General features: G+C 61.7%; 13 protein-coding genes, 1 other RNA gene and 1 riboswitch. Of the genes, 12 read left to right on the top strand and 2 right to left on the bottom strand.

Annotation, left to right across the window (positions count from 1 at the left end):
- The first annotated feature begins 173 nt into the window (after positions 1-173).
- The 5 genes from recG (at position 174) to ssrS (ending at position 4,417) form a co-directional block, all read left to right on the top strand.
- Positions 174-2,282: an ATP-dependent DNA helicase RecG gene (gene recG, locus BTM36_RS20010; RefSeq protein WP_077237658.1), complete on the top strand. Its 2,109-nt coding sequence runs from the start codon at positions 174-176 to the stop codon at positions 2,280-2,282.
- A gap of 281 nt (positions 2,283-2,563) precedes the next feature.
- Complete coding sequence (locus BTM36_RS20005; RefSeq protein WP_006464746.1) at positions 2,564-3,250, top strand: tRNA-uridine aminocarboxypropyltransferase; 687 nt, start codon at positions 2,564-2,566, stop codon at positions 3,248-3,250.
- A 239-nt stretch (positions 3,251-3,489) separates the two neighbouring features.
- Positions 3,490-3,735 (top strand): DUF904 domain-containing protein, encoded by a 246-nt coding sequence (locus tag BTM36_RS20000; protein ID WP_077237657.1) that lies wholly within the window; start codon positions 3,490-3,492, stop codon positions 3,733-3,735.
- Positions 3,732-4,049 (top strand): cell division protein ZapA, encoded by a 318-nt coding sequence (locus BTM36_RS19995; protein WP_006464744.1) that lies wholly within the window; start codon positions 3,732-3,734, stop codon positions 4,047-4,049. The genes BTM36_RS20000 and BTM36_RS19995 overlap by 4 nt, the downstream gene beginning before the upstream one ends.
- 191 nt (positions 4,050-4,240) lie before the next feature.
- A non-coding RNA gene (ssrS, locus tag BTM36_RS19990) (6S RNA) lies at positions 4,241-4,417 on the top strand.
- A 75-nt stretch (positions 4,418-4,492) separates the two neighbouring features.
- On the opposite strand, the gene nrdR is transcribed toward ssrS, so the two are convergent.
- Positions 4,493-4,972, bottom strand: a complete 480-nt coding sequence (gene nrdR, locus BTM36_RS19985; RefSeq protein WP_006464743.1) for a transcriptional regulator NrdR — start codon at positions 4,970-4,972, stop codon at positions 4,493-4,495.
- A gap of 240 nt (positions 4,973-5,212) precedes the next feature.
- On the bottom strand, positions 5,213-6,457 hold the full coding sequence (glyA, locus tag BTM36_RS19980; RefSeq protein ID WP_006464742.1) for a serine hydroxymethyltransferase: 1,245 nt from the start codon (positions 6,455-6,457) through the stop codon (positions 5,213-5,215).
- Positions 6,458-6,597: 140 nt separating this feature from the next.
- Positions 6,598-6,697, bottom strand: a riboswitch (ZMP/ZTP riboswitch).
- A 237-nt stretch (positions 6,698-6,934) separates the two neighbouring features.
- On the opposite strand from glyA, the gene BTM36_RS19975 reads away from it, so the two are divergent.
- The 7 genes from BTM36_RS19975 to pal all read left to right on the top strand — a co-directional run bounded on the left by BTM36_RS19975 (position 6,935) and on the right by pal (position 12,540).
- The gene (locus BTM36_RS19975; RefSeq protein ID WP_077237956.1) at positions 6,935-7,687 is read left to right on the top strand and encodes an SDR family oxidoreductase; all 753 of its coding nucleotides are present in this window, start codon (positions 6,935-6,937) and stop codon (positions 7,685-7,687) included.
- A 210-nt stretch (positions 7,688-7,897) separates the two neighbouring features.
- Positions 7,898-8,350 (top strand): tol-pal system-associated acyl-CoA thioesterase, encoded by a 453-nt coding sequence (ybgC, locus tag BTM36_RS19970; protein WP_077237656.1) that lies wholly within the window; start codon positions 7,898-7,900, stop codon positions 8,348-8,350.
- Positions 8,351-8,560: 210 nt separating this feature from the next.
- Entirely contained in the window at positions 8,561-9,262 is a 702-nt protein-coding gene (tolQ, locus tag BTM36_RS19965) for a protein TolQ (RefSeq protein WP_006464739.1), read from the top strand.
- The gene (locus tag BTM36_RS19960) at positions 9,262-9,696 is read left to right on the top strand and encodes a biopolymer transporter ExbD (RefSeq protein WP_039876230.1); all 435 of its coding nucleotides are present in this window, start codon (positions 9,262-9,264) and stop codon (positions 9,694-9,696) included. Before tolQ ends, BTM36_RS19960 begins: the two co-directional genes overlap by 1 nt.
- Positions 9,697-9,713: 17 nt before the next feature.
- The gene (gene tolA, locus BTM36_RS19955) at positions 9,714-10,688 is read left to right on the top strand and encodes a cell envelope integrity protein TolA (protein ID WP_006464737.1); all 975 of its coding nucleotides are present in this window, start codon (positions 9,714-9,716) and stop codon (positions 10,686-10,688) included.
- A 3-nt stretch (positions 10,689-10,691) separates the two neighbouring features.
- Complete coding sequence (gene tolB, locus BTM36_RS19950) at positions 10,692-11,978, top strand: Tol-Pal system beta propeller repeat protein TolB (RefSeq protein ID WP_077237655.1); 1,287 nt, start codon at positions 10,692-10,694, stop codon at positions 11,976-11,978.
- Between the two features lie 43 nt (positions 11,979-12,021).
- Positions 12,022-12,540 (top strand): peptidoglycan-associated lipoprotein Pal, encoded by a 519-nt coding sequence (pal, locus tag BTM36_RS19945; RefSeq protein ID WP_006464735.1) that lies wholly within the window; start codon positions 12,022-12,024, stop codon positions 12,538-12,540.
- Positions 12,541-12,544 lie beyond the last annotated feature (4 nt).

Here is a 12,544-nt window from a genome sequence, read left to right as displayed (position 1 = left end):
TGCGGTCGGGTCGGGCAGCCTTCCCCGGCAAGAAGTGTTGCCGGCGGGATTGATACTGTAAATATTCACAGTAAAATAGCGTAACCCGCTATTTTACGCTGTCTGCGCGTTTTTCCCATCTTCCCGTGCGACTAGTGTACCTATGGCAATCCGACTATCCGACCGCTGACCGCATGCCCGCTACCGCGAAGAAAACCAGCTCGCCGGCTTCGAAGAAAAAAGCCGCGCCCGCCGCCAAGCCTGCCGCCAAGCCCGAAAACAAGCTGGCCAAGCTGGGCCTGCACAATGACATGGACCTGGTGCTGCACCTGCCGCTGCGCTACGAGGACGAGACCAGCCTCATGAGCATCGCCGAGGCCTCCCTGCGCGGCCTGCAGACGGTGCAGGTGGAAGGCGTGGTGACGGCCTGCGAAGTGCAGTTCCGCCCACGCCGGCAACTGATCGTGACGGTGGGCGACGACAGCGGCCAGTTGACGCTGCGTTTCATCAACTTCTACGGCAGCCAGACCAAGCAGCTGGCCGAAGGTACCCGGGTGCGGGTGCGCGGCGAGCTGCGACATGGTTTCTTCGGGGCCGAGATGGTCCATCCTTCATACAAGGTGGTCAACGAAGGGGCGCCGCTGCCGGACGTGCTTACGCCGGTCTACCCTGCCGGCGAAGGCCTGTCGCAGGCCTACCTGCGCAAGGCCATTGCCAATGCCATGAGCCGGCTGGACTGGAGCGATACGCTGCCGCCGTCGATGTTGCAGACCCTGGACCTGGCCGCCTTCGAGCCTTCGGTGCGACTGCTGCACAACCCGCCGCCGGACGTGGATGAATACGCACTGACGGAAAAGTCACATCCGGCCTGGATCCGCATGAAGTTCGATGAACTGCTGGCGCAGCAGCTTTCGCTCAAGCGTGCCCAGGCGGCGCGGCGCGCCAAGACCGCGCGGGCCTTGCCGGTGACCGGGCGCCTCACCGAGGAATTGACCAAGGTCCTGCCCTTCCAGCTGACCGGCGCGCAGCAACGCGTGCTGGAGGAAATCCGCGCCGACCTGCGCCAGTCCTTCCCCATGCAGCGACTGCTGCAGGGCGATGTGGGCAGCGGCAAGACGGTGGTGGCGGCACTGGCGGCAGCCCAGGCCATCGACAGTGGCTGCCAGGCCGTGCTGATGGCGCCCACCGAAATCCTGGCCGAGCAGCACTTCCGCAAGATCGCGGCCTGGCTGGAGCCGCTGGATGTGGGTGTGGCCTGGCTTTCCGGCAGCCAGAAGAAAAAGGAAAAGACCGAGGCCCTGGCCCATATCGAGTCCGGTGCGGCGCGCCTGGTCATCGGCACCCATGCGCTGATCCAGGACACGGTGCAGTTCGAGAACCTGGGGCTGGTGATCGTGGACGAGCAGCATCGCTTCGGCGTCGGCCAGCGGCTGGCGCTGCGCAACAAGAGCTTCAATCCGGAGGACCGTGATGCCGCCGCCGTGCCGCATCAGTTGATGATGTCGGCCACGCCCATTCCGCGCACGCTGGCCATGACCTATTACGCCGACCTGGAAGTGTCGGTGATCGATGAACTGCCGCCGGGACGCTCGCCCATCGTGACCCGCGTGATCGATCAGAACCGTCGGGACGAAGTGATCGAACGGGTACATGCGGCGGCGCTGGAAGGCAAGCAGATCTACTGGGTCTGTCCCTTGATCGAGGAATCGGAGGCACTGCAGTTGCAGACCGCCACCGATACCCATGCGGCCCTGTCGGCGGCCTTGCCGGACCTCACCATCGGACTGGTCCACGGGCGCATGAAGCCGGTGGAAAAACAGATCGTCATGGAGGGTTTCACGCGCGGCGCCATTCATCTGCTGGTGGCGACCACCGTCATCGAAGTGGGCGTGGACGTGCCCAATGCCTCGCTGATGGTGATCGAGCATGCGGAGCGTTTCGGCCTGTCGCAATTGCACCAGTTGCGCGGACGGGTCGGACGCGGATCGGCCGCCAGTGTGTGCCTGCTGCTGTACCAAGGCCCCTTGGGCGGCACCGCCAAGCAACGCCTGGCCACCATGCGTGAAACGACGGATGGCTTCGAGATCGCGCGGCGCGACCTGGATATCCGCGGCCCCGGCGAATTCCTGGGGGCACGCCAGTCGGGCGAAGCCATGCTGCGCTTTGCCGATCTCGGCACCGACCAGTGGCTGGTGGAAAAGGCCCGTGATACCGCCCAGGCCCTGCTGCAACATGCGCCCGACATCGTGGACCGACACCTGGCACGCTGGCTGGGCGGACGCGAGGACTACCTCAAGGTGTAAAGACAGAACAGGTCGAAATACAGGCTGCGCAGCCAAAACCCTTTATGGAACAGGGAAGAGCGTGGCCGGTAAACGGGAATCTGCAAAATGCCAATTCAATTTCCGTAAAAATCGAGAATATCTTCGCTTTATGTCGATTGACGCCTAACAACACTCAGTCCAATCTACGCCCCACAAACAACGGGTCCATCCAAACGTCTGGCAACCGGGCATCTGCCCCTTGCCAACGTCTGCACTGCTGTACGAGATGACCATTGCGCAACTAGAGAAGGCTGATAATTTTGGTTTCCAACCACGATCCACACACCTCCCGCAGACTGATTTGCCCGATCTGCCAGCGTGCCCTTTCGGCATGCATCTGCCATTGGACCTCTCCCATCGATCACGCCATCGATGTCCTGATCCTGCAACACCCGCTGGAAGTCAACAACGCCAAGAACAGCGTGCGGCTGCTGCATCTGAGCCTGCCGTACAGCAAGCTCGTCGTCGGTTCGGCGTTCGATCCCGACGAACTGCAGCAGATGCTGCATGCACCGTCGCGGGTGCGCAACGTGCCCGATAGCGAGCCGGTGCACCCGATCCTGCTTTACACCGATGACGCCGCCACGCCCGAGACCACCCATTTCGACGCCCGCACGATGACTGTGGACAAGCGCCAGACGCTGCAGCGCATCCGCCTGGTCATCATTGATGGCACCTGGCGCAAGAGTCGCAAGATGCTCTTCGAAAACCCCATCCTGCAAACCCTGCCGCGCATGGTGTTGATCGATACCCCCACCTCGCGTTACACCATCCGTAAGTCGCACAAGCCGGAGCAGCTTTCCACGCTGGAAGCCGCCGGCTATGCCCTGATGCAACTGGAGCGCAACAGCGAGAAATACCACCCGCTGCTGACCGCCTTCGACAACTTCGTGCTGCAACAGGGCTACATGCGCATGCACGGTCAGCCCGCCCGCCGCAGCGAGTGAGCGTTTTCCGCCAGGCATCACCCACGATTGTCGTCGATGCAATGCACGTAACTGCCGCCTATGGGGAACCATTCGCCAATGCCACGTACCAAGTTCTTCCGGCTGCTCCGTGCAGCCGTTCTTGTTCAGGGTGTGTCGCAAAGCGCTTATAATCATGCAGGTCGACGCAACGAAACTTGAACATTCCTGACACGTACTGGCGCCCGCCAGCGCAATTCCATCCTGCGAACAATCACCACATGAGTTCAGAATTCCTGCAACTGGCTGAAAAAGTCACTCAGCTCGCCAAGCTGGCACAAGGCCTGCGCGAAGAAAATGCCGAGCTGCGCCGGAAAGTCAAACTGCTCTCCGAAGAAAACACCACCCTCTCCGGCCGGGTGGATGATGCCTATCGGCGCGTGAGCACCGTCCTGGCGCAGCTGCCGGTGGCAGAGGTCGCCGAGGTTCCCGAAGCCGCGCTGTCGGCCGATGAGGAGACCGCATGAGCACCATCCAGATCCAGGCCATGATCATGGGCCAGTCCTACACCCTGGCATGCCAGGAAGGCGAACAGGCCGCGCTGCATCACGCCGTGGCCTATCTCGACCAGAAGATGCGCGCCATCCGCGATGCCGGTCGCATCAAGGGCACCGACCGCATCGCCGTGATGGCCGGATTGGGCATCGCTGCCGAGTTGCTGACCATGCAACGTGCCGAAGGCCCCTTCGCCGGTCTCACCATTGCCCAGTGGCAGCAACAGATCACCGCCATCACCGAGGTGGTGGACCAGGCATTGGCGCCACAGGAAAAACTGTTCTGAACTGTTCGGATATCCGGACCAATCTGCACAGCGCAAGAAAAATGGCTGCCTTCGGGCAGCCATTTTCATTTCATGCGTCGCTGGTAGTTCGTGACGGCGCGGCGAATCAGCCTGTCGAAACACTGGTTACAAAATCGCCCAGAAATTTTTCGTTCAGGTCTTGGAGAGCGGCGGTGAATGGGTTAGACTTCGTACTCCTGCCGTGTTCGCGATTGCCATATATTCCTTGAACCATTTACGAGCATAGGCTGTGGGATCGTTTGATGGGCGTGAGCGTCGCTAGACCGATGAACCCGAAATTGAACTACTGCAGCCAACTTGAACCGTCAGGTTCAGGATGCCGGCACAGCGGCACAGGCGGGACTTGATTCAAGGAAAACGGCTGCATCTGCAGCCGTTTTTTTATGCCCGTCCGGTTTGCACCGGACGCGGTGCAACGCAGCTCAGCTCTCGCGCTTTCTCGCGCCCTTGCGCTCCTGCCCCACCTCATCGATGGCATCCTGGAATTCGGTCACATCCTCGAAGCTCTTGTACACCGAGGCGAAGCGGATATAGGCAATCTTGTCAAGCCGCTTGAGTTCGCGCATGACCAGCTCGCCCACCTGCCCTGACATCACTTCCCGTTCGCCGCTCTGCAGCAGCTTGTCCTGGATGCTCTGGATCGCCATGTCCACCGCCTCGGCCGACACCGGTCGCTTGCGCAGGGCCAGCATCAGGCTGCCGCGCAGCTTGCTGGGGTCGAACTCGGTACGACTGCCATTCTTCTTGACGATCACCGGCAGGGTCAGCTCGATGCGCTCGTAGGTCGTGAAGCGCTTGTCGCAATTGCCGCAGCGGCGACGACGGCGGATCGAATGACCGTCCTCGGACAGACGGGTGTCCAGCACCGGGGTATCTTCGTGATTGCAGAATGGGCACTTCATGGCAGCAGTGGTTTGGTTGGACTGGACAAGGAGGACCACCCTCCTGACTTCGTATTGCAGCGCGACTTCGCGACCCGGCGCAGAGGGCGCAGTATTGCACCCGCTCACCGTGACAGCCATCGTATCGTAGTGCAGATAAACGACGGCGCCCGCAAAAACGGGCGCCGTCGGGCAAGACATCGATCCGGCAGACCGACGATGCCGGCCCGCATCGGACCGGCGTCGTCACGTCAGAGACAATCAGCCGTAGACCGGGAAGGCGTCGGTCAGCTTCTTGACCTCGACCTTGACGCGCTCGATGGTGGCCGCGTCATGCGGGTTGTCCAGTACGTCCGCGATCAGGTTGCCGACCTTCTCGGCCTCGGCTTCCTTGAAACCACGGGTGGTCATGGCCGGGCTGCCCAGGCGGATGCCGGAGGTCACGAACGGCTTTTCCGGATCGTTGGGGATGCCGTTCTTGTTGCAGGTCATGTGGGCCGAACCCAGGATGGCTTCGGCTTCCTTGCCGGTCAGGCCCTTGGGGCGCAGGTCCACCAGCATCACGTGCGACTCGGTACCGCCGGAGACGATGCGCAGACCACGCTTGATCAGGGTCTTGGCCAGCACATCGGCGTTCTTGACCACCTGCTGCTGGTAGGCCTTGAATTCCGGCGATGCGGCTTCCTTGAAGGCCACGGCCTTGGCGGCGATGACGTGCATCAGCGGACCGCCCTGGATACCAGGGAAGATGGCCGAGTTGATGGCCTTTTCATGCTCGGCCTTCATCAGGATCACGCCACCGCGCGGACCGCGCAGGGACTTGTGGGTGGTCGAGGTGACGAAGTCGGCGAAGGGCACCGGGTTGGGGTACACACCGGCGGCGATCAGGCCGGCATAGTGGGCCATGTCGACCATGAAGTAGGCGCCGACTTCCTTGGCGATCTTGGAGAAGCGCTCGAAGTCGATGCGCAGCGAGTAGGCCGAGGCGCCAGCGATGATCAGCTTGGGCTTCTTCTCGCGAGCCAGGGCTTCCATGGCTTCGTAGTCGATCTCTTCCTTGTCGTTCAAGCCATAGGAGACCACGTTGAACCACTTGCCCGACATGTTCAGTGCCATGCCGTGGGTCAGGTGGCCGCCTTCTGCCAGCGACATGCCCATGATGGTGTCGCCCGGCTTCAACATGGCGAAGAACACGCCCTGGTTGGCCTGGGAACCGGAGTTGGGTTGCACGTTGGCGGCTTCGGCGCCGAACAGGGCCTTCAAGCGGTCGATGGCCAGCTGTTCGGCCACGTCCACGTATTCGCAGCCACCGTAGTAGCGCTTGCCCGGATAGCCTTCGGCGTACTTGTTGGTCAGTTGCGAACCTTGCGCTTCCATGACGGCCGGCGAGGTGTAGTTTTCAGAAGCGATCAGCTCGATGTGATCCTGCTGGCGTGCGTTTTCCTTCTGGATGGCAGACCACAGGTCGGGATCGACTTTCGCGAGAGTCTGGTTCTTGTCAAACATGGTGTTTCTCCAAATTGATGAGGTGCGGCCGAAGATCGGGTCACCGGCTGCGCGAAGGCATGCCTGATGCTCGACTTCCAAAATCGAATGAGGGCCAGAAAATACGGGGGGATTGCGGGCAGCCTCAGTCGTACTGTCCATTCGGCTGCCCAGGCGCACGGCTGTTGAAATCTCACGCTTCCCGATGGATCCCCATCTTGGTCGGTTTTACCCGACGTTTCGCCAGTCACGTGAGACGAAATGGTGAGCGCATTGTAGTGAAACGGGGCGATTTCGGCAAGAACCATGGCGCAGGCGCAACATGCGCCAACCGGCCCCGCAGCAGCGCCAAAAGCGAGCCGCACTTCGTAAAAACCGGCTTTGGGCTACAATTTCGTTTTCTTCCGGGATCGCCGGGGTGAAGCGCAGGGACGCCGTTCCGCCTGCGACCTGAGCACCGGCACCGGTTCTTACGCCACACAACAGGAGAATCAAGAGATGGTCGTGTTGATTACGGGAGCTACCGCAGGCTTCGGCGCCGCCATGGCGCGCAAATTCGCCGGCAATGGTCACAAGGTGATCGCCGCCGGTCGCCGCAAGGAGCGCCTGGATGACCTGGTCAAGGAACTGGGTGCCGACAAGGTACTGCCGCTGGTACTGGACGTGACCAGCAAGTCCTCCATCGACGCCGGCCTGGCCAGCCTGACCGGTGACTGGAAGCAGGTCGACGTCCTCATCAACAACGCCGGTCTGGCGCTGGGCCTGGGCCCGGCCCACGAAGTCGCGCTGTCGGACTGGGAAACCATGATCGACACCAACGTCAAGGGGCTGGTCACCATCACCCACGCCCTGCTGCCCGAGATGGTCAAGCGCGGCAGCGGCACCATCATCAACCTGGGCTCGGTGGCCGGCGCCTACCCCTACCCGGGCGGCAACGTCTACGGCGCGACCAAGGCCTTCGTCGACCAGTTCACGCTGAACCTGCGCGCCGACCTGGTGGGCACTGGCGTGCGAGCCACCAACCTGGCCCCTGGCCTGTGCGGCGGCACCGAGTTCTCCAATGTGCGCTTCAAGGGCGATGACGGCGCGGCCGCCAAGGTCTATGAAGGCACTACCCCGCTGACGGCCGAAGATATCGCCGAAGCCGCCTTCTGGGTCGCCACCATGCCGGCACACGTCAACATCAACTACATGGAACTGATGCCGACCTGCCAGGGCTTCAGCCCCTTCAACATCAAGCGCAAACAGTAAGGGATGGGGTAAAATGGCGTTTTTGCCGGGAACGCTCCGGCGCCGCAGAAACGCCATTTGCAAGCCCCTTTGCGATCAGTTCCACAGTGCAAGATGCGTGGCCTCCACAAATTCTTGCATTTGAGGCAACACCCTGTTCGCATTGATTGCTTTCCGCTTCCTTGATTTCTTTTCAGCTGCCACAGCAGATTTCCCAATAACAAGAAGCATATGAGTGCCGCCAGTAGTCCATTCGACTGGAACATCCGTGTCTACTATGAAGATACCGACACCGGAGGCGTGGTCTTCTACGCCAATTACCTGAAGTTCTTCGAGCGCGCCCGCACGGAATGGCTGCGCTCCTTCGGTTTCCAGCAGCAACACCTGGCCGAGACCACCGGCGCCATCTTCGTGGTCAGGAACACCAACGTCGACTATCTCTCGCCAGCGCGCCTGGACGATGAACTCCGCTTGACCGTCGTGGTCGAAAAACTTCGAAATGCCTCCATGGAATTTTCCCAGGAGGCCTGGCGCCTGCCGTCGGGGGATGGCAATGCCGCCAGCGATCAGGACGCGACGTTGCTGGCACGGGGCAGCATCACCGTGGTCTGCGTGGACGCAGCCACGTTCCGCCCGCGCCCTATTCCCGAAGAATTGCTCGCCTGCATCAAGAAAGTCGCATGATGTCAACGGAAAAGCTCATCCGGACCTTTATGGCAGGTAGCACAACTGTCCCAACAGGCAATCTTGCCGCTTGGGACGATATCCGTGCCGGAAACCTTCTACCTACAATGACCGTCTTTTGTTTCATGTAACTGAATCTACAACTGAACAAAAGATACAAACCGCCGACTTACCAATCCATTCACCGCTGCCACGCCGCCACATTTCCCCATGAACGTCACACAAGACCTGTCCTTCATTTCACTGATCGCAAACGCGTCCGTTTTGGTGCAACTGGTGATGCTGCTGCTGCTGTCGGCATCGATCATCAGCTGGACCTACATCTTCCGCAAGATGTTCACCATCCGCGCCGCGCGCGTGCAGACCGAGGAATTCGAACGCGTCTTCTGGTCCGGCGGCAACCTGTCGGCGCTGTACCAGGAAGCCCTGTCCAATCGCCGCAAGGCCGGTAGCGGTGGCGCGATGGAACGCATCTTCCAGGCCGGCATGGGTGAATTCACCAAGGCCAAGGCCTCGGTCACGGCCCGTGGCGGCGCGGTCGAACCCGGCCTGCTGCTGGACGGCGCCCGCCGCGCCATGCGCGCCGCCTACCAGCGCGAAATGGACGCCCTCGAATCGCACCTGGCCTTCCTGGCATCGGTTGGTTCGGTGTCCCCGTATGTGGGCCTGTTCGGTACCGTCTGGGGCATCATGAACGCCTTCCGCGGCCTGGCCAACGTGCAGCAGGCTACCCTGGCGGCCGTCGCCCCCGGCATCGCCGAGGCCCTGATCGCCACCGCCATCGGCCTGTTCGCCGCGATCCCGGCCGTGGTCGCCTACAACCGCTACTCGCACGACATCGATCGCCTGGCGATCCGCTTCGAAAGCTTCATCGAAGAGTTCTCCAACATCTTGCAACGTCAGGCACGCTAATGGCTGGGTCATCGATGCGCGGGGGCCGTCCCCGCAAGTTCAAGTCGGAAATCAACGTCGTCCCCTACATCGACGTGATGCTGGTGCTGCTGATCATCTTCATGGTGGCCACGCCCATCACCAACCCCAGCGTGATCAACCTGCCCACGGCCGGCAAGTCCACCCAGCCGCCGTCGGATTACATCGAGATCGCCCTGAAGCCCAATACCCAGGCCACGATCCGCATCAACGGCCCCAAGAGCGGCGGCAAGAAGGCCGAGACCGTGACCGGCAAGACCGACCTGTCGGAGCGCCTGCGCAAGCTGCATGAAGACAATCCCGAGCTGGCCGTGATGATTTCGGCGGACAAGGAAATCAAGTACGACGAAGTGGTCCAGGTGATCTCGGAAGCGAAGAAACAGGGCATCGCGCGGGTCGGCCTGGCCACCAAGTAAGCGCACGCCCCAGCGATATGAGCGATAACGCACACTACAACATCCCCAAGGCACCGGGCCGCTGGCGCGCCATCACGCTGGCGCTGGTGATGCACGTGGCCTTGTTCCTGTTCTTCTGGATCGGGATCCGCTGGCAGAGCGAGACCCCGCTCACGGTGGAAGCCGAGATCTGGGACCCGCAATACAAGGAAGCCGCCCCCCTGCCCACCCCGCCCCAGCCCGAACCGGACCCGGTGGTGGAACCGCCCAAGCCGCAACCGCAGCCCCAGCCTGAACCCAAGCCAGTCCCGCCCAAGGTGATCGACGAACCCAAGGTCGAGAAGCCCGATATCGCCCTGGAAAAGGAAAAGAAGCGCAAGGAAGAGCAGGAGAAGCAAGAGAAACAGGAAAAGGCTGACAAGCTCAAGGCCGAGAAGGAAAAGGCCGAGCGCGAGAAGAAGGAGCAGGCCGAAAAGGACAAGGCTGACCGCGAAAAGAAGGAAAAGCTGGAAGCCGAAAAGCAGAAGAAGCTGAAGGAAGAGAAACAGAAGGAAGAAGAGGCCAAGAAGAAGGCTGATGCCGAGAAGCAGGCTGCCGACAAGAAGAAGCAGCAGCAGGCCGCCGCCGACGCCAAGGCCGCCGAACAGCGCCGCCAGGAAGACTTGAAGCGCATGATGGGCCAGGCCACCAGCGCCACCGGTGGTACCGGCACGGCCGAGAAGTCGCAGGGTCCCAAGGGCAGCCCCGATTACGCCAACAAGCTGCGTGCCAAGATCCGCAGCAACACTGTGTTCGATAACAGCGGCGTGAGCGGAAACCCGGCCGGGGAGTACACTGTCGAATTGTTCCCGGATGGTAGCGTGCGCACGGTTCGTGTGAACAAACCTTCAGGCGTGCCGGGCTTCGACGAAGCCGTGCGTACGGCCATCATGAAGTCGCAGCCCTTCCCGGCCGACAAGGATGGCAAGGTACCGTCCAGCTTCACTTTCACCCATTATCCGAAAGATCAGTAAACGATGATTAAAGCCCGTTACCTGACCAGCATCGCCGCCGCCACCGCCGTGGTGGCCGGCCTGTCCTTCGCCCCGGCCTCGCAGGCGCAGATCCGCTTCGAGATCACCGGCGTGGGCGCATCGCAGATCCCGATCGCCATCACCGCCTTCCCCGGCGAGGAATCGGCACCGCAACAGATCACCTCGGTGGTCAAGGCCGACCTGGCCCGCAGCGGCATCTTCAAGCTCATCGACAATGGCGATGCCCTCTCCGATTCCTCTGCCATCAACTATGGCGACTGGCAGAAGCGCGGCGCCAATGCGCTGGCCGTAGGTAGCGTCACGCGCCTGGCCGATGGCCGCTTCGACGTGCGCTACCGCCTCTTCGACACCGTGCAGTCGAGCCAGCTGTCGGCGCTCTCCATCGGCGCCCAGCCGCAGCTGCTGCGCCTGACCGCCCACAAGATCGCCGATGACATCTATCAGAAGCTGACCGGCATCCCCGGCATCTTCTCCACCCGCATTTCCTACGTGACCAAGTCCGGCAGCGAATATCGCCTGGAAGTGGCAGACGCCGATGGCGAAGGCACCCAGGTGGCGCTGCGCTCCAATGAGCCCATCATCTCGCCGTCCTGGTCGCCCGATGGCACCAAGGTCGCGTATGTCTCCTTCGAAATGAAGAAGCCGGTGGTCTACATCCAGAACCTGGTGACCCGCCAGCGCTCCATCGTGGCCAACTTCAAGGGCAGCAACTCGGCCCCGGCCTGGTCGCCGGACGGTTCGCGCCTGGCCGTGGCCCTGACCCGCGACGGCCTGACCCAGGTCTACGTGATCAATGCCGACGGCTCCGGCCTGCGCCGCCTGACCAACAGCGCCGGCATCGATACCGAACCGCAGTTCTCGCCCGATGGCGGCAGCATCTATTTCACCAGCGACCGCAGCGGCGGCCCGCAGGTGTACAAGGTCGGCCTGGATGGCGGCTCGCCGCAACGCGTCACCTTCAACGGCAGCTACAACATCAGCCCGCGCATTTCGCCTGACGGCAAGACGCTGGCCTTCATCTCGCGTCGCGACGGCCTGTTCCAGCTCTATGCGCTGGACCTGACCAATGGCCAGGAGACCCGCCTCTCCGACGGCAGCCGTGACCAATCGCCCAGCTTTGCGCCCAACGGCAAATACATCATGTACGCGACGGAATCTGGTCGTCGCGGATCCCTGGCCGTCGTCTCCGTCGACGGCCGAATCAAACAGCGTCTCACGACGCAGGCCGGTGATATCAGGGAACCGACCTGGGGTCCGTTCATGAAATAAAGAAATCCAATATTGCTTTCATCACGACAAGGAGAAATCCAAAATGCGCACTATCAGTACCTTCGCCCTCATCGTCTCCAGTGCAGTCCTGCTGGCCGCCTGCTCGTCCACCAAGCTGGACGACAAGGCTAACGCTCCCGTGCAGAACGGCGCCAGCAACGGCGCTGACACCCGCTCGGTGGGCACCGTCAACGCCGGTTCCGTCGATCCGCTGAACGACCCGCAAGGCGTGCTGGCCAAGCGTAGCGTGTACTTCGACTACGACAGCTACACCGTCAAGCCGGAATACCGTACCGTCATCGAGAACCACGCCAAGTACCTGGTGGCGCACAAGGATCGCAAGGTCATCATCCAGGGCAACACCGATGATCGCGGTGGCGCCGAGTACAACCTGGCCCTGGGTCAGAAGCGTGCTGAAGCCGTCCGCAAGGCCCTGGTCCTGCTGGGCGTGTCGGATGCACAAGTGGAAGCGGTTTCCTTCGGCAAGGAAAAGCCCAAGGCACTGGGCCAGGATGAATCGTCCTACGCCGAGAACCGTCGCGCTGACATCGCTTATCAATAATCGA

Source organism: Herbaspirillum sp. VT-16-41 (genome assembly GCF_001994935.1).
Taxonomy (GTDB): domain Bacteria; phylum Pseudomonadota; class Gammaproteobacteria; order Burkholderiales; family Burkholderiaceae_D; genus Herbaspirillum; species Herbaspirillum frisingense.
The sequence above is the reverse complement of the archived record's forward strand: the minus strand, read 5'-3'. Positions and strand labels throughout refer to the sequence as shown.